Origin of the sequence: Candidatus Pelagibacter sp. HIMB1623 (assembly GCF_052047695.1) — a bacterium.
Lineage (GTDB): Bacteria > Pseudomonadota > Alphaproteobacteria > Pelagibacterales > Pelagibacteraceae > Pelagibacter.
This window is the reverse complement of the sequence record NZ_JBNAJN010000005.1, coordinates 39,836-61,641: the sequence shown is the minus strand read 5'-3', so window position 1 is coordinate 61,641 and position 21,806 is coordinate 39,836. Positions and strand designations below refer to the sequence as shown.

Sequence of the window (21,806 nt, the reverse complement as noted above, 5' to 3'; positions counted from 1 at the left end):
CGTAATACTATAATTTTATGGAACTTTTATTAATAATTTTAATTTTAATTATTGTTGTATTAACATTTTTATTGTTAAAAAAAGAGAGAGTATTTGGGATTAATACTGAAGATAATTCTGAAAAAGAAAAAATTAAAATTATCGAAAGCAAAGATTATAGAAAGAATTTATATGATTTACTAAATTATATTCCAGAAGCAGTAATCATATTAGATAAAAGTAAAAAAATTATTTTTAGCAACAATTCCTCAAATAAACTTTTTCAAATAAAATTAAATGAAAATATTAGTGGCTTTTTACGTAATCCAGATCTTCTAAATTCTATTGATAAAGCCTTTCAAGGCACAAATGTTACAGATTTAGAAATTGAAATCAGAAATCAAGCAACTCAAAGATTAAATATAACTGCTTATTTAGATCACAATAACATTTTTTTTGATGAACAATCATGCGTGCTGCTAATGAGAGATTTAACTGAATTCCATAAATTTCAGCAGCTAAAATCAGATTTTGTAGCTAATGTTTCTCATGAACTTAGAACACCATTACAGTCAATTAAAATGGGCCTTGAGACCTTTGATGATAATTCAGAATTAAAAAAAAATTCAGAAATAAACAATTTGCTACCAGTAATGATATCTCAATCAGAAAGAATGGAAAATTTGATTAGAGATTTATTGTCATTATCAAAAATAGAACTGCAAGAGCACATAAGGCCAACTCATGAGATAGATTTAATAGAATTGTTAGATTATGTAATTAAAACATACGAAAAAATAATTAGTAAAAATAATATTAAAATTAAATTTAATAAAATTGAAAATTTTAAAATAATTGGTGACAGAGATAAATTAATTGAAATTTTTACAAACCTCATTGATAACTCAATTAAATATAGTGACAAAAATAAAGAAATTACAATTTCAGCAAAAAAAGATGGTGAACTTAATATTGTTTCAATAGCAGATCAGGGAATAGGTATACCAAAAGAATCTTTGCATAGAATCACAGAGAGATTTTTTACAGTTGATCCTAGCAAAAGTCGTAGTGTTGGAGGAACTGGGCTTGGTTTAGCTATTGTTAAACATTTAGTTTCGCAACATAGAGCTGAAATGGATATTAATAGTGTAGAAAATCAAGGGACAACAATAGATATCAAATTCAACTCACTATAATACAACTAAAAAGTTAGTGGTTGTAACAAAAGTTTAACCTTCCTTTAATAAAATATTTAAGAATCAAATCTATTTAGTTCGCATTATGAATCTAAAAAGGAGAATTATGAAAAAAGTAATAAGTGTAATATTTGGATTTCTTTTAGTACTTAGTTTTACAACAACTAGTTACTCAAGAGATCAAATCAAAATTGTAGGATCTTCTACTGTATATCCTTACGCAACAGTGGTTGCAGAAAAATTCGGTAAAAGCGGGAAGTTTAAAACCCCTGTAATCGAAAGTACAGGTACTGGTGGTGGAATGAAATTGTTCTGCGCTGGTGTAGGTGTTAACCACCCAGATGTAACTAATGCATCAAGAGCGATTAAACCAAAAGAAAAAGCTTTATGTGAAAAAAATGGTGTATCTGAAATCATTGAAATTGTAGTAGGTAATGATGGTATTTCTTTTGCTCATGCAGTAAGTGCGCCAGATGCTAATTTTTCAAAAGAACAATTATGGAGAGCATTAGCAGCTAAAGTTGATGTTGATGGTAAACTTGTTGAAAATCCTTATAAAAAATGGAGTGATATTGATGCAAGTCTTCCTAACAAAAAAATTGAAATATTAGTTGCTCCTCCTACCTCAGGAACTAGAGATGCATGGAATTCTCTTGTAATGGTTAAAGGTTGTTCAAAATCAGCTAAATCTTTATTTGGAGATAAGGCTAAAAAAGAATGTGCAAAAATTAGAGAAGATGGTTATGCAGTCGAAGCTGGAGAAAATGATACTCTTATTGTACAAAAACTAACTTCAAACCCTGATGCTTATGGTTTCTTTGGTTACAGTTACCTTGTAGCAAACAAAGATAAGGTAAAAGCAGCTTCTATTGAAGGTGTACAACCATCTTTAGAAGGTATTCAAGATTACTCCTACCCAATTGCTAGACCATTATTCTTTTATGTTAAAAAAGCCCATATTGGAGTTATCCCTGGTATTCAGGAATTTTTAAAAGAGTTTACTTCCAAAAAAGCTATGAGTAACAGAGGTTATTTAGCAAAAATTGGACTAGTTCCTCTAGCTTCTGAAGAGTACAAAACAACAAGATCAGCGGCTTTAGATTTAAATATAATTAATATTAAATAGATAAAAGTTATCCTGAAAAAAGGCCAGAATTTTACTGGCCTTTTTTTAATTCAATCAGTGATTTAATTTGTAACAAAACTGTAACAAAGGGAAGATATAGAAATCTTCAATGAATTTTGTTCTTATATTTTTAATTATAATATTTTCTTTTTCGTTATTTTTTTATGGTCGTTCAAAAACAAAAAGTATTTCAATTGAAAAAAAAATAAAATTAAACGCTTTACCAAAGTTTTATGGTTATTATTTAGTTCTATGGTGCTCTATACCAGCTTTAGTTTTTTTATTAGTATGGTCTCTTTTTGAACCTGTAATAATTAAATCAATAATTATCGAAACTGCTTCTAATCAAGGAGCGATTTTCAATGATAAAAATGAAGCAAATTTAATTTATGAAAAAATTAAAGCAATACATCTTGGAACATACTTTGGTGATATAGATACTATTTTAAAAGAAAGCGCTATTGCTTATGCTAAGTTTATTAATCTTTTTACAAACTCTAAAATAGTATTAATTTTTACCATTGTTATTTTATCAGTAATTTATTCATTAAAAAAAATTAAAAATAACAATAAAGCAAGAGATGATGTTGAAATAATTTTAAAAGGTTTGTTGTTTGTATCCTCCCTTATTGCTATTTTAACTACACTTGGAATTATTTTCTCATTACTATTTGAAAGTATAAAATTCTTTTCTGTTATAAATATTTTTGATTATTTATTTGGTACTAATTGGAGTCCACAAAGAGCATTTGTAAGAGATGCATCAGCAATTACACCTGAAGAATTAGAGGAACTAAAAGATGCGTTTGGATTTATACCATTAATTGCTGGCACAACTTTTATTGCATTCATAGCCATGTTGGTGGCTGTACCTATTGGTCTTTTTTCAGGTATATATATGGCTGAATATGCTTCATTAAAAATTAGAAGAGTATCAAAACCAATAATTGAAATTTTAGCAGGAATACCGACTGTTGTTTATGGTTTCTTTGCAGCATTAACTGTTGGTCCGTTTTTTAGACAGATTGGTGAAAATTTAGGTCTATCAGTTTCATCAGAAAGTGCTTTAGCGGCTGGATTAATAATGGGAATTATGATCATTCCTTACATTTCATCATTATCTGATGATGTAATTAATTCTGTTCCACAATCTCTCAGAGATGGATCTTATGCTATTGGAGCTACGAAATCAGAGACAATTAAGAAAGTGGTTATACCAGCTGCATTACCAGGTATAATTGGTTCTATTTTGTTAGCAGTTTCAAGAGCTATTGGTGAAACTATGATAGTTGTAATGGCTGCTGGACTTGCGGCAAATCTTACTATCAATCCACTTGAGTCAACAACTACTATTACAACTCAAATTGTAATGATTTTAGTTGGTGATCAAGAATTCGATAGTCCAAAAACTCAATCTGCTTTTGCACTTGGTTTAACTTTATTTATTGCAACTTTAATATTGAATTACATTGCTCAACGAGCGGTTAAAAAATATCGAGAAAAATATGACTAAAGAACAAAGGTTAAAAAAAAGACATAACGCTGAAAAACGATTTAGATTTTATGGTCTAGCATCAATATTTTTTGCTTTATTATTTGTAATAATCTTGGTCCAAAACATATTTTCCAAAGGAAGTTCCGCTTTCATGAAAACTGCGATTAAAGTTGAGGTTTTCTTTAATAAAGATCTTATTGAAGTTGAACCAGGTGCTTCTCAAGAGGAGATATTAGAGTCTGATTTTTTTGATATTACAATTGAAAGTCTATTAAAAGTATATCCAGCGCAAAATATGGATGAGGAAAATGCTCTCATAGATTTATTTACAACAGATGCTGAAATTGAGATTAAAAAAGCGTTTTCAAATAAAAATAATTTGATTGATAAAACTATTACATTAGAGATCACAGCTTCTGATGATATTGATCAATTGCATAAAGGTAATTATCCGAGAGATTTACCTGAAGATAGAAGAAGAATTTCTGATTTCCAACTTAAAATTTATGATAAACTTGTAGAAAACAAAACTATAACAAAAAATTTTAATAATTATTTTTTTACAAACGGAGACTCTAGAGATCCTGAAATTGCTGGTATAGGAGGAGCTCTTGTAGGTTCGTTCTATAGTATATTAATTTGCTTGTTGTTAGCATTTCCAGTTGCTGTACTAGCTTCAATTTATCTAGAAGAATTTGCACCAAAAAATAAAATTACTGATTTTATTGAAATCAATATAAACAATTTAGCAGCTGTACCTTCAATAGTTTATGGTTTATTAGCTCTACAAATTTTACTAGCCACCATTCAATTACCCAGATCAACTCCATTAGTTGCAGGTATAACCTTGGCGCTAATGACATTACCAAGAATTATTATACCTTGTAGGGCTTCATTGAAGGCAGTGCCACCATCAATAAGAGAAGGAGCTTTAGCAGTTGGTGCTTCTAAATTTCAATCTGTATTTCATCACGTTGTTCCTTTAGCTTTACCTGGAACTTTGTCTGGAACTATTATTGGATTAGCACAAGCTTTGGGAGAAACAGCACCATTAATTTTAATTGGAATGGTTGCTTTTGTTGTGGATATTCCATCAACACCAATTGACCCATCTTCTTCATTACCTGTTCAAGTTTACTTATGGTCAGAGTCAGCAGAGAGAGGATTTGTTGAGAAAACATCCGCAACTATTATGATGTTATTAAGTTTTTTAATTGTAATGAATTTTTTAGCAGTATATTTAAGACAAAAATTTGAGAAAAGATGGAACTAATGAATAGTGTAAAAATAAAATCAAAAAATTTGAATGTTTTCTATGGAGAAAAACAGGCACTATTTGATGTTAATTTAGATTTAAATGAAAAAGAGGTTACAGCTTTAATTGGTCCATCTGGTTGTGGGAAATCTACTTTTATTCGATGTTTAAATAGAATGAATGATGTAATTGATATCTGTAAAGTCACTGGAAATATTGAAATTGATGGAATTGAAATTAATGACAAAAATTTAGATGTCGTATCTTTAAGGGAGAGAGTAGGAATGGTTTTTCAAAAACCAAATCCATTTCCAAAAAGTATTTATGACAACATTTCGTATGGTCCAAAAATTCATGGCAAGGGTGAAACCAAAAGTGAGTTAGATGAAATTGTTGAGAGTAGTTTAAGAAAAGCCGCTCTATGGGAAGAGGTAAAAGATAGGCTAGACGAACCAGGTACAGGGCTTTCTGGAGGTCAACAACAACGACTTTGTATTGCAAGGGCAATCTCTGTAAATCCTGAAGTTATATTGATGGACGAACCTTGTTCAGCATTAGATCCTATAGCAACAGCAAAAATTGAAGAATTAATCGATGAACTTAAAAAAACATATACAATTGTGATTGTAACACACTCAATGGCTCAAGCAGTTAGAGTTTCACAAAAAACAGGCTTTTTCCATCTAGGTAAGCTAATTGAAGTAGGTAAAACTGAGAAAATTTTTAAAAATCCTGACAATAAAATGACACAAGACTATATTACAGGTAGATTTGGATAAATTATGAGCAATGAGCACACAGTAAAATCTTACGAAGAAGAATTAAGATTCTTAATTGATTCCGTGATTAAAATGGGGAGTTTAACAGAGTCTCAAATGGTAGATTCTATGGATGCCGTAATCAAAGTTGATAAAGACTCTATTGATAAAATTATTAAAAGTGACGAAGAAATAAATAAATTCAGATCTAAAATAGATACTCAGATCATGACTTTACTTGTCAAAAGAGCACCTATGGCTATTGATTTAAGAGAAACAATTAGTTCTTTAAAAATATCTCAAGACTTGGAAAGAATAGGTGATCTATCTAAAAGTAATGCAAAAAAAGTCAAACCATTACCATTAGATTTACCCGAGGAGTTATTAGGAAATTTAAAGAGATTAGGAGATTTAGTAATAAAACAATTAAATGATGTTCTAGATAGTTATGTAAACAAAAATTATGACAAAGCTAAAGAGGTATGGGAAAAAGATGAACAAGTTGATGATTTGACCTATATAGCTATGGAAAGTGTTATTGATTTTCTCTCAAAAGATAAAAAGAATTTAGACTTCTCTACTCATTTAATTTTTGCAACAAAAAACCTTGAAAGAGCTGGAGATCACATAACCAATATAGCTGAAACAATTTGTTTTTTAATTAAAGGTGAATACTTAAAAGGTAGCAGACCTAAAGGAAAAGTTATTCAACAATAAAAATGAATGGTAGGATATTTATTATTGAAGACGAACCTTCAATAATTCAATTAGTTCAACATAATCTTGAAAAAAACGGTTTTATAGTATCATCCTCATTAAATGGCAATGATGGATTGAAAGATTTAAAAAAATTTCAGCCTGATCTTCTATTATTAGATTGGATGTTACCTGATCTTTCAGGGATAGAAATTTGTAAAAGTATAAGAAAAGATAATAGTTTTAAAAGTTTACCTATAATTATGCTAACTGCAAAAGGTGAGGAAGAGGATAAAATAAAAGGTTTAGATAGTGGAGTAGATGATTATCTAACAAAACCTTTCAGTTTTAATGAGCTTAAATCTAGAATTAAAGCTGTATTGAGAAGATCAAACCCAAATACTGTATCAAACAACTTAACATACGATGATTTAAATTTAGATAGAATTGAAAAAAGAGTATATAGGGATGACCAAGAAATCCAACTTGGACCAACTGAATTTAGATTACTAGAATTTTTTCTAGTAAATCCAAAGAGAGTTTATTCTAGGGATCAGATTTTAGAAAACGTTTGGCCAAACAATGTAAATGTTGAGAGTAGAACAATAGATGTCCATATCAGAAGATTAAGAAAATCTATAAATATTAAAAAAAAAAAAGAGCTGATTAGAACCGTTAGATCGTCTGGTTATTCTCTTATTTAAAAATTATTTAATTTTTTTGAAGTTCGTAAATAGAAACATAATGTTTCTTCTTAGGGAGTGGGATTATTGTCGGAACTTTAGTTAATCTTGGTTTTATTGATTTATTTCCTACAATAATATTTTTATCATAATTTTCTAAATTTACTTCAGGATGAGGGTTTCCATCATTGATTAATGGCCAAGCATCACAAGCTCTATAACCAAATAAAATTAAGGGTCTTGAGTTATTCATAAGATTATGTCCAGACCCATGAACTGATCTACAATGAAAAAAAACAACTGTTCCAGCAGCTCCTGTTATAGAAACACTATCTTTAGTTCCTATTTTATTTTTCTTAGTATCTATTTTTCCAACAAAATAATTTTCTTTACTGTGGTGGCTGTAAACTTTCTTTTTGTGTGAATTTTTTATTATTTTAAGGGGCCCATTTTTCTCATAGCAATCATCTAAATATATACCAACTGTGATTAAATCATCGTTGGTATGAGGGTAAAAAGCCCAATCTTGGTGCCATCCAATTTCACTTCCTTTTTTCTTATTTGGAAGTTTAAAGTTTAATTTACCAAGATGAAATCTAACTGTTCCACCTAACAATTTTTTAGCTACGGATATAATCTTTTTATCTCTAGATAATTCATAGAAGATTTTATGCCTATTCTGAGGGTTATTTAGTCTTAATATTTCTTTATTCTTTGATGAGTCTGAATTGTAAACAAAATGGTAATTATTATAGGATTGAGTTCCATTTACACCATTACGATATTTTTTCTTTTTCTCTTTTGAAATTACTTCATTAACAATTTTATTTATTTTGTTTATCTTTGTTTGAGAAATTAAATTTTCTTTAACAAGAAAGCCATTTTTTTTAAATAAATTTAAATCGTTCATAAAATCAAATTATAAAGAAAATAAATCCTCTTAGAAAAAATTACAATGCTTATTGTATTATAAAAATATCAGTGAATGTTATATGTTAATCCGAGAATTTAAAAAAATTCCCGGATTAAACCTAATTTTTAATTAACAACCTTTGAAAGATGCAGACATATTTCTTATTAAATTGAAATATAGATCTTTACCTGGATCTAATGTTGCACCTAGAGGATCCAGAACACCAGTTTTAATCTTCATATCTTTTGCTACAGCATTGATAATATCAGGATTAAACTGAGGCTCTGAGAATACACAAGCTACTTTATCATGCTCAATAATTTCTCTTATTTCAGCAAGTTGTTCTGCACCAGGCATTACATCAGTATTAACAGTAAATGTACCTAATACTTTAACGTTAAATCTTTCCTCGAAATATTGATAAGCATCATGAAATACAATTGAAGATACGCTGTTACTTAAATCAGTCATTACATCAATTGTAAGTTTATCAATTTCTTGCAAAGCCTTAGCTAAATTACTTTTGTATTTAGCTTCATTTTTTGAATCATTTTCAATTAAATGTTCTGCCATTTCATTTAACATAGCTTTTGCATTAATTGGGTCCAACCAAATGTGTGGGTCAAATTCACCATGAGCATGTCCATCATGATCATCATGTCCGTGGTCGTCATGATCGTCTGCCTTTTTACCATGATCGTCGTGATCGTGGTCGTGATCATCTTCTTTTTTACCGTGATCGTCGTGATCGTGGTCGTGATCATCTTCTTTTTTACCGTGATCGTCATCATGTCCATGGTCGTCATGATCATGTTCGTCAAAAATATTTCTTTCTCTAAATTTTAATACTTGTAATCCTTTGATTTCTATTAGTTCAATTTTTTCAGCTTTTTTTGCGATAGAACTTAACGGTTTTTCTAAAAAATTTTCTAAATCTTCTCCTACCCAAAACACAAGATCAGCATTTTGAAGCATTTTTGCATGAGAGGGCTTCATTGCAAATCCATGAGGTGAGCTATAACCATCCACTATTAGATCTGGTTTACCTACACCATCCATTAAATAACTTGCTAATGAATGTATTGGTTTAATAGAAGAAACTACTTTAATTTCAGCATTTGCTGATGAAAATATTGTTAAAAAGGATATTAATGAAAAGATTATTGGTAATTTTTTTAGATTTATCATAAGTAATTATTTAAAAGTTGTTATATTATAACATTATGTAATAATATAACATTTACAAGTCAAGAAATAAATGAATTCTGAGAATAAAACTTTGGTTCAACTTAATAATGCAGGCTTTCGACAAAATGGAAAGTGGTTGGTAGAAGGTGTTTCGTTAAAAGTTGAAAAGGGAAAAATTGTAACTTTAATTGGTCCTAACGGGTCAGGAAAAAGTACAACTGCAAAAATTGCTTTAGGAATTTATAAAAATATAGAAGGGAATGTTGAGAAATATACTAACAAGATTGGATATGTTCCTCAAAAAATATCTATAGATTGGACATTACCTCTTCGTGTTTATGATTTTATGCTGTTGACAGAAAATATTGATGAGGAAGCGATAGATGAAGCTTTAAATTTAACTGGTGTCATTCACTTAAAAAATAAAAATTTAGGAAATTTATCTGGGGGTGAGTTTCAAAGAGTTTTAATAGCAAGGGCTATTTCAAAAAAACCAGAATTATTAGTTCTTGATGAACCTGTTCAAGGTGTTGATTACACAGGTGAAATTGCTCTTTATGAATTGATTAAAAAAATTTCAGACACTCTTAATTGTGGAATTTTATTAATTTCACATGATTTACATACTGTAATGACAGCTACTGATCATGTTGTTTGTTTAAACGGTCACGTTTGTTGTTCTGGTACACCAATGGATGTAGCAAAAAATAACGAATATAAAACCTTATTTGGTGAAAAAGCATCTCAAATTCTTTCTGTATATGAACATAAACATGATCATGTTCATTCAGAGGAAGGGCAAATAAAGAAAAATTAATATGTTTGATGATTTTTTTATTAGAGCTTTAGTTGCGGGAATAGGTGTGGCTTTAGTTACTGGCCCCTTGGGTTGTTTTGTAATTTGGAGAAGATTATCTTATTTTGGTGATACACTCTCTCACTCAGCTTTATTAGGAGTGACTATGGCTTATTCTTTAGAGTTAAATATAGCCTTATCTGTTTTTTTAATTTCATCTGTAGTTGCTTTAATTCTTATTCAACTTCAAAAAAAAACTAATCTACCAGGTGATGCTTTGCTAGGTTTGTTAGCTCATTCTTCTCTGGCAGTAGGCTTGGTTGTGATAGGATTTTTAACATTCATTAGATTTGATATAATGGGTCTGTTGTTTGGTGACATATTAGCCGTTACTACAAATGACATACTAATAATTTGGATAGGTGGTGCTATCATATTGCTGATTTTAAAATTGATATGGAAACCTTTATTTGCATCGACTGTAAATTACGAATTAGCGGAGGCTGAAGGATTAAATCCTGAGCGAGCTAAAGCCGTATTCACAATTTTAATGGCAGCGATCATAGCAATTTCAATAAAAATGGTAGGCTTGTTGTTAATAACCGGAATGCTAATCATTCCAGCTGCTATGGCTAGAAATATCTCAGACAGCCCTCAGAAAATGATATTCTTCTCAATTATAGGTGGTTTATTTTCTGTAATACTAGGACTGTTTTCCTCACTTGAGTTTAATACAGCCTCAGGACCATCAATAATTGCTGCATCATTATTTTTATTCATTTTGTCTTTATTTAAAATAAAGCAATCCATTCAATTGAAAAACTAATGACTAATTGATAAGAATTTATAGATGCAAAAAGAACATAATCTTTCTAAAAACCAAAAAATAATTTTTGATCTCATTGATAAATCTGGTGAACCTATGAAGGCTTATTCAATTCTTTTTAACGTTCAAAAAAAAGGGATTAAAGCACCATTACAAGTTTATAGAGCTTTAGATAAATTAGTTGAAATTGGAAAAATTCATAAGATCGAAAGCAGAAATGCTTTTATTGCATGTCAAAATTCTAGTTGCCAAATTTCGAAGGCAACAGCTTTTTCTATTTGTGAAAGCTGTGAAAAAGTTTCAGAGATAAATAATTCAAAACTTTCAAAATATTTATCAAATTTTGAAGATGACTCGGGAATGAGATATAACAAGTATAATTTAGAATTTTTTGGTTTATGTAAAAAGTGTAAATCGAAGTAATGAGCACAGTATCTTTAACCTTAGATGAAATATTTGAACTTGCCAAAAAAACTCTTTTGGCTAATGGATGCGATGATGAAACAGCATCAATTTTATCAGATTTAATAAGAAATGCAGAAAGAGATGGCTCAGTATCACATGGTTTATTTAGATTGCCAGCATACGTTGCTGGTCTTAAAAGCGGAAAAATTAATGCAAAAGGTAAACCTGAAGTTAAAAAAATATCTCCATCAGTAATTAAAGTTGAAGGAAATAATTGTTTAGCACCTGTTGTATTAAATAAAGGATTGCCAGAACTAGCTAAAGCTGCAAAAGAAAACGGTGTTGCAGTATTAGCAATAAATAACTCACATCATATGGCCGCTATGTGGCCTGAAACAGAAAAGTTAGCAGAAGAAGGTTTAGTTGCTTTTGGATGTACGTCTTACAAGCCTGCTGTTGCACCAGCAGGAGCAATAAAACCATTATTTGGAACTAACCCAATTTCATTTGCTTGGCCAAGACCTGGCAAAACTCCAGTTGTTTACGATATGGCAACTGCATCGATGGCAATGGGTGAAGTTCAGGTTGCCAAAAGAGAAGGGCACAAAGTTCCACTTGGAACTGGTTTGACTAAAGATGGAAAAGAAACAACTGATCCAGGTGAAATTGCTGATGGTGGAGTATTATTACCTTTTGGAGGTTACAAAGGTTCTGCAATTGCTATGATGGTTGAATTATTAGCAGGCGCTTTAGTTGGTGATAATTTTAGTTATGAAACAGCTGCTAAAGATAATAATGATGGGGGTCCTCCAAGCGGTGGTGAATTTATATTAGCAATAAATCCAGATAAAACTTCAGGTACTGATTGGCAGAAACATGCAGAAGAATTTTTTGAGAAGATGAAATCAATGGGCGAAGTAAGATTACCAGGTGAAAGACGTCATAAAAATAGATTGGACACTGGTCCAAGACATATAAACGAAGAGTTAGTTAATAAAATTAAATCTTTAAGCTAAAGTAATTTCAATAGGAGTGTGGTCAGAGGGTTTTTCTCTTCCACGAGGATCTTTGTTGATGTTTATATCCCTAATTTGATCAATTAATGAATTAGACACTAAAAAATGATCAATTCTCATGCCATTATTTTTTTGCCAGGCACCTCTCATATAATCCCAAAATGTATATCCTTCTTTCTCTTCATTAAAATATCTATAAACATCTTTAAAACCTAGATTTATCATCTCTCTAAATTTTTTTCTTATTTCCAACCTATATAAAGCGTCATCCTCAAAACTTTTTACATTATAAACATCTTCTGCTGATGGAATTATATTAAAATCACCAGCTAAAATTAAATTTGGATTTTTTTTAGATAAAGTTTTTAGTTGTTTGATTAATTGATCAAGCCAATTTTTTTTGTAGTCATATTTTTCAGTATCAACAGGATTTCCATTTGGAGTGTATATATTAATTAATTGAATAGTTTTTTTCTTATATTCAAATTCAGCTGAAATTATTCTTGATTGTTTTAATTTATCTTTAATTAAATCAGTTTTAATATTTTTTAATTTATTTTTAGAAATAATTGCTACACCATTATAACTTTTTTGACCAAATACGTGGCTTTCATAATCCATTGAAGAAAAATCATCATAAGGAAAATTGATATCCTCGGTTTTGATTTCCTGCATCATTAAAATATCTGGTTTATATTTTAATAAATAGCTTTTGATATTTTCAATTCTCGCTCTTACAGAGTTGACATTCCATGATGAAATCAGCATTAAAGTGAGAAAGAAACACCACAACCACAAGAGGATTTTGTTTGTGGGTTAGATATTTTAAATTGTTCACCTATTAACTCAGAAACATAATCAACTTCAGATCCTTTAAGTAAATCTGCAGAAGTTTTATCAATTAAAATATTTTGATAATTTAAATCGTCATCTTGTTTTGATTTGTCAAAAGTGAATTCGTATTGAAAGCCTGAACAACCACCACCTTTAATAGCGATTCTAAAAAATGAACCTTTGTCTTTTTTTGCCAACAAACTTTCTATTTGTTTTAATGCATTATCTGTAAATTTAATTTCTTTAATCATGTCTCAACACTGATATTACTAATATAATACTTAATTATTTTAATTAAAGGATGAAAAAAGACGCTTTGTTAGGGGTATACAAAAGTAAAGGCAGACTAATTAAGGAAGCTAGCTCAAAATATCGATCTCCTTTTCAAAGAGATAGAGATCGTATTATTCATAGTGCATCATTTAGAAGGCTAAAACATAAAACCCAAGTATTTGTTAATACTGAGGGAGACCATTTTAGAACAAGGATTACTCACTCAATAGAAGTTGCTCAGATTGCAAGATCAATAGCCAAATATTTAAAATTAAATGAGGATTTAGCCGAAACTTTAAGTTTAGCACATGATTTAGGCCACACGCCGTTCGGTCATGCTGGAGAAGATGCCTTACATGAATGCATGGTGAATTATGGTGGTTTTGATCACAACCTTCAAACTTTAAGAATAGTTATGTTTTTAGAAAATAAGTATTTTAAGTTTAAGGGATTAAATTTAACTATAGAAACGTTAGAAGGTCTTCTTAAACATAACGGACCTGTGGAGGATATTGGTTTAGTTAATAAGTTAATTGGGTTAAAAGCTTTTAAAGATAAAATTAAATATAATTCATTTCCCTCTCTTGAAGCTCAAATTTCAGCAATTTCAGATGATATTGCATATAACAATCACGATATTCAAGACGGAATAAAAGCCAACCTTTTTAAAATGGAGGAATTGGTTGAAATAAATTTTTTTAAAAATATTCATAAAAAATATAAAAATAAAATTACTAATAAAAATTATAAAATTACAATTTATCAAATTATAAGAGACTCAATTGACCTCATGGTTAGAGATTTATTGAGCAATACTCAGAAAAATATTCAAAAGCTTAAGATAAAATCCTCAAGTGATGTAGCTAAATCTAATGAGTTAATTGTTTGCTTTTCAAACCAAATTAAGAATGCAGAAAAAGAAATTAAATCTTTCTTAAGACACAAAATGTATGACAATAAATCAGTATTGAAAAAAAATCACAAAGGTAAATTAATAATTAAGAAATTATTTAAAATAATTAAATCAAATCCAAGAAAATTTTTGTCCAAAGATCAATTGACTAAAGACAAATATAGAGCTATTTCAGATTTTATATCTGGTATGACTGATAGATATGCTATTAACCTTTATAACGATAATAAATGAATATTTTTGAATTATATTTAGACAAAATTAAATCAGTTATTGTTGATTTGAATAAAAATAATCATCTAGAAATTCCAGAGAGTTTTAATGGTATTAATGCAGAAATACCTCCACCAAAATTTGATTGTGATATTTCAACAAATGTCGCAATGGTTTTATCAAAAATCAATAAAACCTCACCATTACAGCTTGCAGAAAAACTTGCTCCTGAAATTAAAAATAATGACAGCGAAATTGAAACAATATCTGTAGCCAAACCAGGATTTATTAATATTAAATTTAAACCATCTTTTTGGTCAAATTTTATTAAAGATATTACAGATAATGCAGATAATTTTGGAATTAATAAGAAAGAAAAGAAAAATAATTATTTAGTGGAGTTTGTTTCGGCAAACCCTACAGGACCCTTACATGTAGGACATTGTAGAGGTGCTATTCTAGGCGATGTTATCTCTAATGTTTTAATTTTTAATAAACATAAAGTTACAAAAGAATATTATGTGAATGATTATGGTAACCAAATTATAAATTTTACTAAATCCGTATATTTTAGAATTAGAGAAGTTCATTTTAAAGAAACATTTCCTGAAGATAATCCTGATTTGTATCCTGGGGATTATCTAATTGATTTTGCAAAAAATATAATTTCAAATAATTCAAATCTTAACTTTGATAATTTTGACGAAATTAGTGATAAATTAACTGCCTTATCAATAGAGCAGGCACTTCTCCTTATCAAAAACAATCTTAAAAGCTTGGGTATTAAACATGATAATTTTGTTAGTGAAAAAAGTATTGTATTAAACAATGAAGTTGAAAGTGTAATAGATTTTTTAGAAAAAAATAACTTTATTTATAAAGGAAAAATCAAAGCCCCCGCTGGTGAAGATAACAAAGATTGGGTTGAAAGGGAGCAATTATTATTTAAATCAACAGACTTTGGAGACGATAAAGATCGTGCACTTCAAAAATCAGATGGTACTTGGACTTATTTTGCAAGTGACGTTGCTTATCATAAAAATAAAGTTGATAGAAATTTCGATTACTTAATCAATATTCTTGGAGCAGATCATGCAGGTTACGTAAAACGGATTACTTCATCTGTTGAAGCACTGTCAGGAAAAAAAGATACATTAATTTGTAAAATTAGTCAGTTAGTAAAATTAATAAAAGATAACAAGCCTTTTAAAATGTCTAAAAGAAAAGGGGATTACATTACGGTTGATGACTTGATTGAAGAAGTTGGAAAAGATGCAACAAGATTTATTATGCTTAACAGAAGCAGTGATGTTGAATTAGATTTTGATTTCGATGCAGTCAAAGAAAAATCCAAAGACAATCCATTATATTATGTTCAATATTGTTATGCTAGAATTTCATCTGTATTTAGACATATAGATAAAGACTTAAATTCAAAAATTGAATTAAATGATTTCAATTTTGAATATTCTAATGATGAAATTAAAATTTTAAAAAAATTATCTGAGTGGCCAAAATGTATAGATTCTGCAAGCACAAAATTAGAACCACATAGAATACCTGTTTACTTATACGATCTTGCATCGGAATTTCACTCGTATTGGAATTTAGGAAAACAATTTCCAGAAAAAAGGTTCATTAATGATCAAAAAACAGTTTCACCAGATAAATTGATATTTTTGAAAGCTATTTCTAATGTTATTAAAACAGGTATGGATATTGTTGGTGTTGATACACCCAATCAAATGTAATGCTTAAAGAAATAAAGTACTTAATATTTGTTTTAGTAATACTTTTATTTATTTTTTTTACAGGAAAATATTATTTTTCTGATGAACACAAAAAAAAATCATATAGATCTCATCAAAATATTGATGAGAAAATAAAATTATACTCAAAAAATTTACCAGTTTTAGAGAATGATACTCAAAATGTAATTGAGTATGTTAAGCAAACAAACAAAAAGAAAAAGAAAAAATTTAATTTTTGGAAATTATTAGATAATGATAAGTAAAAGAAAATCTTTTATAGTTGGTTTAAAATCAACAAAGTTATCTAAAAATGAAATTTTATTTCTAAAAAAATATAAACCTTGGGGAATTATCCTATTTACTAGAAATATTACATCTTTTGATCAAGTTAAAAAATTAACCTCTAGCATTAGAAAAATTTTTAAGGATAAAAAATATCCAATCATGATTGATCAAGAGGGAGGAAGAGTAAATAGACTAAAAAATTTAATTTCCTTTGATAATATGACATCTGAATATTTTGGAGATTTGTTTAATAAAGATAAAAAAAAATTTGAAATCGTTTATAAGTTATTTGTAGATAAGACCTCTTATTTATTGAATTTAATTGGTGTGAATATCAATACTGTTCCAGTTTTAGACCTTAGTGTTAATGGTGCAAGCAAAGTAATTGGTGATCGATCTTTTTCAAAAAATAAAAAAATTGTCTCTAAATTAGGTGATATTTGTATTGAATTATTTCAAAATAACTCAATAGGAACTGTAATGAAGCATATACCTGGTCATGGTTTAGCAAAAGTCGACAGTCATTATTCAACACCGATTATTAATAAAACATATGGATATCTTCTCAAAAACGATTTTTGGACATTCAAAAAGAAGAAATGTTTATTTGCAATGACAGGTCATGTTGTTTATTCAAAAATTGATAAAAATAACACCGCCACTCACTCTAAAAAAATAATTAATATTATTAGGAAAAATATAGGATTTAAGAATATTTTAATTTCAGATGACTTATCAATGAAGAGTTTAAGTGATGATTTAAAACTTAATACTATTAATTTATTCAGTGCAGGTTGTAATATAGCACTTCATTGCAATGGAAATATGAAAGAAATGAAGATAGTTGCAGAAAATTCACCTCAAGTGAATAGTTTTATTGTTAAAAAAACATCTCAATTTTATAAAATTTTAAGCTAATATCTTTTCATGTCTGTCACTGATTCTGAATTATTTAATGTAGATATAAATAATTATAATGGACCATTAGATGTACTTTTAGACTTAGCAAAAGCTCAAAAAGTTGATCTAGAAGAAATATCTATAACTAAGTTAGCAGATCAATTTCATGAGTATATTACCAATGAAAAAAATTTAAATTTAGAAATTGCTTCTGAATATCTTTTAATGGCTACATGGTTAGCCTATTTAAAATCAAAATTACTTTTACCTGGTACTCCAGAAGAGGAATTTAAAGTTCAAGAAGTTGCAGAAAAGTTAAAATTACAGCTAAAAAAATTAGAATTAATTAGATTATTATCCGAACAAATGCTTAAGAGAAAAAGACTAGGTAGAGAAATAAGAACAAGAGGTATGAAAGGAAATATTAGATCAATTTATAGCACGGAATATAACTTAAGTTTATTTGAGCTAATGAAAGCTTACTCAACAATAATAATGACTAAAGATTTTCAAAAAATGAATATTCCAAAACTTCCTGTGTTCACAACAGAAGATGGGATCAAAACAATTAGAGAATTTTTTGGTAAACTATTTGAATGGAAAAAATTGGATGAATTAATACCAAGTAATTTTAAAAGTGGTACAAAATACAAGAAAACTGGTAAAGCAGGAATATTTGCTGGATCATTAGAATTAGTTAAAGAAGGAAATTTATCAATTAAACAAGATAAATTGTTTGATGAAATATATATAAAGGAAATAAATGATTAAAAAAGCAAAAGCTTCAAAAGATAATGTTTTAAAGTTTCCATCAAAATTATCGGATTTAGATAAAGAAATAGAAGCAATTATTTTTGCAGCAGCTGAGCCTTTAGATGTAGATACTATAGAAAGTAAAGTTTCTAAAAAAGGCAACGTTCCAGAGTCTTTAGAAAAATTAAAACAAGAATATTCAAATAGAGGAATTAATTTAATTTGTATAAAAGATAAGTGGTCTTTTAGAACATCACCAAATTTATCAAATTTGATGTCTCAAGAAAAAACTGTTGAAAAGAAACTATCTAGAGCTGCGGTAGAAACTTTGGCTATAATTGTTTATCATCAGCCGGTTACTAGAGCTGAAATAGAAGAAATAAGAGGTGTTGCTTTTGGTACTAACACTTTAGAAATATTGATGGAATTAAATTGGGTAAAACCAGGTGGTCGAAAAGATGTGCCTGGTAGACCAATTCAATACATAACTACTGATGATTTTTTAAGTCATTTCAACATACAAAAATTATCCGATCTTCCAACAATTGATGAATTAGGAGCTGCTGGTTTAATTGATAGTTCAAGTGTTGATAATGCTATTTTTGGAACTGGAAAATTTTACAAAGAAAAGCAAGAAGAGAAAAAAGAAGATATTTATTCTAATATAGATGAAATGCTTAATAGCACTCTAGATCCTGAAGAGAAAGAATAGTAAAAAAGTAACTTTCAAAATAACCTTAAAAAGGTTATAAGTTTTTTATGAGTATAGGAATTTGGCAAATAGCTATTGTAGTTATATTGGTTGTGTTATTGTTTGGAAGAGGAAAAATTTCAAGCTTAATGGGTGATGTAGCTAAAGGTATTAAAAGTTTCAAAAAAGGAATGGCGTCAGACGTAACTGACGATACAGAGCCAAAAAATATATCTGACGATAACAAAGACTCGGATAACAAAAATTAATTTAAATGCCTACTATCGGTTGGTTTGAAATTTTAATTGTTGTTGCTATTGCTATAATAGTTCTTGGTCCAAAGGATTTTCCAGTAATGTTAAAAAAAGCAGGCTCGTGGATCGGATCAGCAAAAAGATATGTTAACAATATTCAAAATGAAGTTTCAAATCTAGAGATAGATGAAGAAAAAATTGATAACGAAATAAAAAAAGAAATTAAAAAAGATGAGTAATGAAGATCAGGAAGGTGGATTTGTAAGTCACCTTACAGAATTAAGAAAAAGATTGATAAATAGCTTTATCTTTTTATTTATCTTTTTTGTGATTTGTTACTTATTTGCAGAACATATCTATGGTTTCCTTGTTGATCCATTTGCAAGAGCTGTAAAAGAAGATGGCTCTGATAGAAGATTGATATTTACAGCTTTACAAGAGACCTTTTTAACATACCTTAAAGTATCATTCTTCACAGCTTTTTTTGTTACATGTCCTTTTATCTTGATGCAAATTTGGAAATTTATTGCACCTGGTTTGTACAAACATGAAAAGGTAGCAATTCTGCCTTACCTTATATTAACACCAATATTATTTTTTTTAGGAGGTATGCTGGTTTATTATTTGATAATGCCACTTGCGATTAAATTTTTTCTTTCATTTGAAAGCACAGGTATTTCTACAAATTTACCAATCCAATTAGAGGCTAAAGTTAATGAATATTTATCACTAGTTATGAAATTAATTTTTGCTTTTGGTATCAGTTTTCAGTTACCAGTTGTTTTAAGTTTATTAGCAAGAATCGGAATAGTTGATAATCAATTTTTAAAAGAGAGAAGAAAATATGTAGTTGTTATTATATTTGCAGCAGCTGCATTGTTAACACCACCAGATCCAATAACTCAAATAGGTTTAGCAATACCTTTATTAATTCTGTATGAATTATCAATATTTTCAGTAAAATTTATAGAAAATAAAAATTTACAAAAAGAAGATGCATAACATTAAAGAAATACGAAAAGATTTTTCTAAATTTCAAAAATCTCTTGAAAAAAGAAACCTAGAAGTAGATTTTGAAAAAATACAAAAATTGGATGAACAAAATAGAAATTTAATTCAAAAAAAAGAAAGTTTAGAAAAAGAAAAAAAAGACATTTCTAAATCAAAAGATGAGAGTTTGTTTAAGAAATCTAAAGAAATCAGCAAGGAACTCGACAAAATTGTAGAAGATCAAAAACAAATTAAGTTTGATTTAGATAGTATTCTGTCTAGCATACCTAATATACCGCATGAAGATGTTCCAAATGGTAAAGACGAAAATGATAATAAAGAAATATTGAAATCAGGAGAGATACCTAATTTAGAATTTAAACCTAAAACACATTACGAATTAGGTGAAAAACTAAATATGCTTGATTTTGATTTAGCTACAAAAACTACTGGTTCAAGATTTGTATTTGTAAAAGATAAATTGGCTCTTTTAGAAAGGGCAATATCAAATTTTATGCTTGATACACATATTCATCAAAATGGTTATCAGGAGATATCGCCACCATTAATGGCATCAGAAAGCACTATGTACGGCACTGGACAGTTGCCAAAATTTGAAAATGACCAGTTTGAAATTAAATTTGATGAAGGTTCAGATAGAAAATTTTTGATACCAACAGCAGAGGTGATTTTAACCAATATTGTTAAAGATAAAATGATTGATCTTAATAATTTACCAATGAGATTTGTTGCTTCAACACCTTGTTTTAGGAAAGAAGCTGGAAGTTATGGAAAGGATACAAGGGGCATGATTAGGCAGCATCAATTTTACAAAGTTGAAATGGTAAGCATTGTTGAGAATGAAAAATGTTTAGAAGAATTAGAGAGAATGACAAATTGTGCTACCGACATACTAGATAAATTAGAGTTACCTTATCGAAAAGTAATTTTATGTTCAGGTGATATGGGTTTTAGCGCAGAGAAGACCTATGATATTGAGGTATGGTTGCCATCAGAAAATAAATACAGAGAAATATCATCATGTTCGTCTTGTTCAACGTTTCAAGCACAGCGTATGAAGGCAAGATATAAAAACAATAATAAGGAAAATGTATTTGCAGGTACGTTGAATGGAAGTGGTTTGGCTGTTGGAAGAACTCTGATTGCAATTATGGAAAACTATCAGCAAAAAGATGGTTCTATTATAATTCCTAAAGTTCTAAGACCTTATATGAACAATATGGAATTGATTTCCAACAATTAAAGTTGTTTTAATTAGTTAGATGGTATAAGAATGCCATAATTTAAAGGAGATTTATGGAAGGTTCAGGAATAGGTCAGTTTATACCGTTAATATTAATTTTTGTTATTTTTTATTTTTTCTTAATCAGACCACAACAAAAAAAAGTTAAAGAGCATAAAGCAATGGTCGAAGGTTTAAAGAGAGGTGATAAAGTAGTCACTTCAGGTGGAATAACAGGAAGAGTAGAAAGATTAATTGATAACGACAAAGTAGAAGTTGAAATAGCTGAAAATGTTAAAGTAGAAATTGTTAAAGCTACAGGTATTCAAAGTCTCTTAAACAATACTCCAGAAGTTAAAAAATAATCAATTAAG

The 21,806-nt window shown here is 28.8% G+C and carries 26 protein-coding genes; 22 read left to right on the top strand and 4 right to left on the bottom strand.

Annotated elements, in window-relative coordinates; all coding sequences use genetic code 11:
* Nucleotides 1–17 precede the first annotated feature (17 nt).
* The 7 genes from ACTTBN_RS03035 to phoB all read left to right on the top strand — a co-directional run bounded on the left by ACTTBN_RS03035 (nt 18) and on the right by phoB (nt 7,209).
* On the top strand, nt 18–1,175 hold the full coding sequence (locus ACTTBN_RS03035; RefSeq protein ID WP_440680912.1) for an ATP-binding protein: 1,158 nt from the start codon (nt 18–20) through the stop codon (nt 1,173–1,175).
* A gap of 106 nt (nt 1,176–1,281) precedes the next feature.
* A complete protein-coding gene (locus tag ACTTBN_RS03030; RefSeq protein WP_440680911.1) occupies nt 1,282–2,301 on the top strand; it encodes a substrate-binding domain-containing protein in 1,020 nt (339 codons plus the stop codon).
* A gap of 109 nt (nt 2,302–2,410) precedes the next feature.
* On the top strand, nt 2,411–3,814 hold the full coding sequence (gene pstC, locus ACTTBN_RS03025) for a phosphate ABC transporter permease subunit PstC (protein ID WP_440680910.1): 1,404 nt from the start codon (nt 2,411–2,413) through the stop codon (nt 3,812–3,814).
* On the top strand, nt 3,807–5,069 hold the full coding sequence (gene pstA, locus ACTTBN_RS03020; RefSeq protein WP_440680909.1) for a phosphate ABC transporter permease PstA: 1,263 nt from the start codon (nt 3,807–3,809) through the stop codon (nt 5,067–5,069). The genes pstC and pstA overlap by 8 nt, the downstream gene beginning before the upstream one ends.
* Nucleotides 5,069–5,830, top strand: coding sequence for a phosphate ABC transporter ATP-binding protein PstB (gene pstB / locus ACTTBN_RS03015; RefSeq protein ID WP_440634121.1), 762 nt, complete (start codon nt 5,069–5,071; stop codon nt 5,828–5,830). Before pstA ends, pstB begins: the two co-directional genes overlap by 1 nt.
* 3 nt (nt 5,831–5,833) lie before the next feature.
* Nucleotides 5,834–6,526 (top strand): phosphate signaling complex protein PhoU, encoded by a 693-nt coding sequence (phoU, locus tag ACTTBN_RS03010; protein ID WP_440634122.1) that lies wholly within the window; start codon nt 5,834–5,836, stop codon nt 6,524–6,526.
* 2 nt (nt 6,527–6,528) lie between these two features.
* Nucleotides 6,529–7,209, top strand: coding sequence for a phosphate regulon transcriptional regulator PhoB (gene phoB, locus ACTTBN_RS03005; RefSeq protein WP_440680908.1), 681 nt, complete (start codon nt 6,529–6,531; stop codon nt 7,207–7,209).
* A gap of 7 nt (nt 7,210–7,216) precedes the next feature.
* Here phoB and ACTTBN_RS03000 read toward each other — a convergent pair whose 3' ends face one another.
* On the bottom strand, nt 7,217–8,098 hold the full coding sequence (locus ACTTBN_RS03000; RefSeq protein WP_440680907.1) for a phytanoyl-CoA dioxygenase family protein: 882 nt from the start codon (nt 8,096–8,098) through the stop codon (nt 7,217–7,219).
* 132 nt (nt 8,099–8,230) lie between these two features.
* Entirely contained in the window at nt 8,231–9,289 is a 1,059-nt protein-coding gene (locus ACTTBN_RS02995) for a zinc ABC transporter substrate-binding protein (RefSeq protein ID WP_440680906.1), read from the bottom strand.
* 70 nt (nt 9,290–9,359) lie between these two features.
* Here ACTTBN_RS02995 and ACTTBN_RS02990 point away from each other — a divergent pair, with 70 nt between their 5' ends.
* The 4 genes from ACTTBN_RS02990 to ACTTBN_RS02975 are packed head-to-tail and all read left to right on the top strand — an operon-like array spanning nt 9,360 to nt 12,332.
* Nucleotides 9,360–10,106, top strand: a complete 747-nt coding sequence (locus ACTTBN_RS02990) for an ATP-binding cassette domain-containing protein (protein WP_440680905.1) — start codon at nt 9,360–9,362, stop codon at nt 10,104–10,106.
* A 1-nt stretch (nt 10,107) separates the two neighbouring features.
* On the top strand, nt 10,108–10,911 hold the full coding sequence (locus ACTTBN_RS02985) for a metal ABC transporter permease (protein ID WP_440680904.1): 804 nt from the start codon (nt 10,108–10,110) through the stop codon (nt 10,909–10,911).
* A gap of 24 nt (nt 10,912–10,935) precedes the next feature.
* Complete coding sequence (locus tag ACTTBN_RS02980) at nt 10,936–11,334, top strand: Fur family transcriptional regulator (RefSeq protein ID WP_440614396.1); 399 nt, start codon at nt 10,936–10,938, stop codon at nt 11,332–11,334.
* Nucleotides 11,334–12,332 (top strand): Ldh family oxidoreductase, encoded by a 999-nt coding sequence (locus ACTTBN_RS02975; RefSeq protein ID WP_440680903.1) that lies wholly within the window; start codon nt 11,334–11,336, stop codon nt 12,330–12,332. The genes ACTTBN_RS02980 and ACTTBN_RS02975 overlap by 1 nt, the downstream gene beginning before the upstream one ends.
* Here ACTTBN_RS02975 and xth read toward each other — a convergent pair.
* Both xth and ACTTBN_RS02965 read right to left on the bottom strand, forming a co-directional pair.
* Complete coding sequence (gene xth, locus ACTTBN_RS02970; protein ID WP_440680902.1) at nt 12,324–13,100, bottom strand: exodeoxyribonuclease III; 777 nt, start codon at nt 13,098–13,100, stop codon at nt 12,324–12,326. The two genes, ACTTBN_RS02975 and xth, sit on opposite strands and share 9 nt — an antisense overlap.
* Nucleotides 13,100–13,417, bottom strand: a complete 318-nt coding sequence (locus ACTTBN_RS02965) for a HesB/IscA family protein (RefSeq protein WP_262589230.1) — start codon at nt 13,415–13,417, stop codon at nt 13,100–13,102. The genes xth and ACTTBN_RS02965 overlap by 1 nt, the downstream gene beginning before the upstream one ends.
* Nucleotides 13,418–13,467: 50 nt before the next feature.
* Between ACTTBN_RS02965 and ACTTBN_RS02960 the strand changes: the two genes are divergently transcribed.
* The 11 genes from ACTTBN_RS02960 to yajC are packed head-to-tail and all read left to right on the top strand — an operon-like array spanning nt 13,468 to nt 21,797.
* Nucleotides 13,468–14,586 (top strand): deoxyguanosinetriphosphate triphosphohydrolase, encoded by a 1,119-nt coding sequence (locus tag ACTTBN_RS02960; RefSeq protein ID WP_440680901.1) that lies wholly within the window; start codon nt 13,468–13,470, stop codon nt 14,584–14,586.
* A complete protein-coding gene (argS, locus tag ACTTBN_RS02955) occupies nt 14,583–16,316 on the top strand; it encodes an arginine--tRNA ligase (protein WP_440680900.1) in 1,734 nt (577 codons plus the stop codon). The genes ACTTBN_RS02960 and argS overlap by 4 nt, the downstream gene beginning before the upstream one ends.
* Complete coding sequence (locus ACTTBN_RS02950; RefSeq protein WP_262589227.1) at nt 16,316–16,579, top strand: hypothetical protein; 264 nt, start codon at nt 16,316–16,318, stop codon at nt 16,577–16,579. Before argS ends, ACTTBN_RS02950 begins: the two co-directional genes overlap by 1 nt.
* The gene (locus tag ACTTBN_RS02945) at nt 16,569–17,519 is read left to right on the top strand and encodes a glycoside hydrolase family 3 N-terminal domain-containing protein (protein WP_440680899.1); all 951 of its coding nucleotides are present in this window, start codon (nt 16,569–16,571) and stop codon (nt 17,517–17,519) included. Before ACTTBN_RS02950 ends, ACTTBN_RS02945 begins: the two co-directional genes overlap by 11 nt.
* 9 nt (nt 17,520–17,528) lie before the next feature.
* A complete protein-coding gene (locus tag ACTTBN_RS02940; RefSeq protein ID WP_440680898.1) occupies nt 17,529–18,272 on the top strand; it encodes a segregation and condensation protein A in 744 nt (247 codons plus the stop codon).
* Entirely contained in the window at nt 18,265–18,966 is a 702-nt protein-coding gene (gene scpB, locus ACTTBN_RS02935; protein ID WP_440618439.1) for an SMC-Scp complex subunit ScpB, read from the top strand. The genes ACTTBN_RS02940 and scpB overlap by 8 nt, the downstream gene beginning before the upstream one ends.
* Before the next feature lie 47 nt (nt 18,967–19,013).
* Nucleotides 19,014–19,214, top strand: coding sequence for a twin-arginine translocase TatA/TatE family subunit (tatA, locus tag ACTTBN_RS02930; RefSeq protein ID WP_262589223.1), 201 nt, complete (start codon nt 19,014–19,016; stop codon nt 19,212–19,214).
* A 5-nt stretch (nt 19,215–19,219) separates the two neighbouring features.
* Nucleotides 19,220–19,438, top strand: a complete 219-nt coding sequence (gene tatB / locus ACTTBN_RS02925; RefSeq protein ID WP_262589222.1) for a Sec-independent protein translocase protein TatB — start codon at nt 19,220–19,222, stop codon at nt 19,436–19,438.
* The gene (gene tatC, locus ACTTBN_RS02920; protein ID WP_440680897.1) at nt 19,431–20,201 is read left to right on the top strand and encodes a twin-arginine translocase subunit TatC; all 771 of its coding nucleotides are present in this window, start codon (nt 19,431–19,433) and stop codon (nt 20,199–20,201) included. Before tatB ends, tatC begins: the two co-directional genes overlap by 8 nt.
* The gene (serS, locus tag ACTTBN_RS02915) at nt 20,194–21,453 is read left to right on the top strand and encodes a serine--tRNA ligase (protein WP_440680896.1); all 1,260 of its coding nucleotides are present in this window, start codon (nt 20,194–20,196) and stop codon (nt 21,451–21,453) included. Before tatC ends, serS begins: the two co-directional genes overlap by 8 nt.
* 53 nt (nt 21,454–21,506) lie before the next feature.
* Nucleotides 21,507–21,797, top strand: coding sequence for a preprotein translocase subunit YajC (gene yajC, locus ACTTBN_RS02910; RefSeq protein ID WP_262589219.1), 291 nt, complete (start codon nt 21,507–21,509; stop codon nt 21,795–21,797).
* Nucleotides 21,798–21,806 lie beyond the last annotated feature (9 nt).

Excerpts from the sequence above, each read along its gene's own strand:
- phoU (WP_440634122.1), top strand. The coding sequence starts at position 5,834 with ATGAGCAATGAGCACACAGTAAAATCTTACGAAGAAGAATTAAGATTC.
- serS (WP_440680896.1), top strand. The coding sequence starts at position 20,194 with ATGCATAACATTAAAGAAATACGAAAAGATTTTTCTAAATTTCAAAAA.
- argS (WP_440680900.1), top strand. The coding sequence starts at position 14,583 with ATGAATATTTTTGAATTATATTTAGACAAAATTAAATCAGTTATTGTT.
- ACTTBN_RS02960 (WP_440680901.1), top strand. The coding sequence starts at position 13,468 with ATGAAAAAAGACGCTTTGTTAGGGGTATACAAAAGTAAAGGCAGACTA.
- pstC (WP_440680910.1), top strand. The coding sequence starts at position 2,411 with ATGAATTTTGTTCTTATATTTTTAATTATAATATTTTCTTTTTCGTTA.
- ACTTBN_RS03000 (WP_440680907.1), bottom strand. The coding sequence starts at position 8,098 with ATGAACGATTTAAATTTATTTAAAAAAAATGGCTTTCTTGTTAAAGAA.
- pstA (WP_440680909.1), top strand. The coding sequence starts at position 3,807 with ATGACTAAAGAACAAAGGTTAAAAAAAAGACATAACGCTGAAAAACGA.
- xth (WP_440680902.1), bottom strand. The coding sequence starts at position 13,100 with ATGCTGATTTCATCATGGAATGTCAACTCTGTAAGAGCGAGAATTGAA.
- ACTTBN_RS02940 (WP_440680898.1), top strand. The coding sequence starts at position 17,529 with ATGTCTGTCACTGATTCTGAATTATTTAATGTAGATATAAATAATTAT.
- yajC (WP_262589219.1), top strand. The coding sequence starts at position 21,507 with ATGGAAGGTTCAGGAATAGGTCAGTTTATACCGTTAATATTAATTTTT.
- scpB (WP_440618439.1), top strand. The coding sequence starts at position 18,265 with ATGATTAAAAAAGCAAAAGCTTCAAAAGATAATGTTTTAAAGTTTCCA.
- ACTTBN_RS02985 (WP_440680904.1), top strand. The coding sequence starts at position 10,108 with ATGTTTGATGATTTTTTTATTAGAGCTTTAGTTGCGGGAATAGGTGTG.
- phoB (WP_440680908.1), top strand. The coding sequence starts at position 6,529 with ATGAATGGTAGGATATTTATTATTGAAGACGAACCTTCAATAATTCAA.
- pstB (WP_440634121.1), top strand. The coding sequence starts at position 5,069 with ATGAATAGTGTAAAAATAAAATCAAAAAATTTGAATGTTTTCTATGGA.
- ACTTBN_RS02945 (WP_440680899.1), top strand. The coding sequence starts at position 16,569 with ATGATAAGTAAAAGAAAATCTTTTATAGTTGGTTTAAAATCAACAAAG.
- ACTTBN_RS02990 (WP_440680905.1), top strand. The coding sequence starts at position 9,360 with ATGAATTCTGAGAATAAAACTTTGGTTCAACTTAATAATGCAGGCTTT.
- ACTTBN_RS02975 (WP_440680903.1), top strand. The coding sequence starts at position 11,334 with ATGAGCACAGTATCTTTAACCTTAGATGAAATATTTGAACTTGCCAAA.
- ACTTBN_RS03030 (WP_440680911.1), top strand. The coding sequence starts at position 1,282 with ATGAAAAAAGTAATAAGTGTAATATTTGGATTTCTTTTAGTACTTAGT.
- tatA (WP_262589223.1), top strand. The coding sequence starts at position 19,014 with ATGAGTATAGGAATTTGGCAAATAGCTATTGTAGTTATATTGGTTGTG.
- ACTTBN_RS02965 (WP_262589230.1), bottom strand. The coding sequence starts at position 13,417 with ATGATTAAAGAAATTAAATTTACAGATAATGCATTAAAACAAATAGAA.
- ACTTBN_RS02995 (WP_440680906.1), bottom strand. The coding sequence starts at position 9,289 with ATGATAAATCTAAAAAAATTACCAATAATCTTTTCATTAATATCCTTT.
- ACTTBN_RS02950 (WP_262589227.1), top strand. The coding sequence starts at position 16,316 with ATGCTTAAAGAAATAAAGTACTTAATATTTGTTTTAGTAATACTTTTA.
- ACTTBN_RS02980 (WP_440614396.1), top strand. The coding sequence starts at position 10,936 with ATGCAAAAAGAACATAATCTTTCTAAAAACCAAAAAATAATTTTTGAT.
- tatC (WP_440680897.1), top strand. The coding sequence starts at position 19,431 with ATGAGTAATGAAGATCAGGAAGGTGGATTTGTAAGTCACCTTACAGAA.
- ACTTBN_RS03035 (WP_440680912.1), top strand. The coding sequence starts at position 18 with ATGGAACTTTTATTAATAATTTTAATTTTAATTATTGTTGTATTAACA.
- tatB (WP_262589222.1), top strand. The coding sequence starts at position 19,220 with ATGCCTACTATCGGTTGGTTTGAAATTTTAATTGTTGTTGCTATTGCT.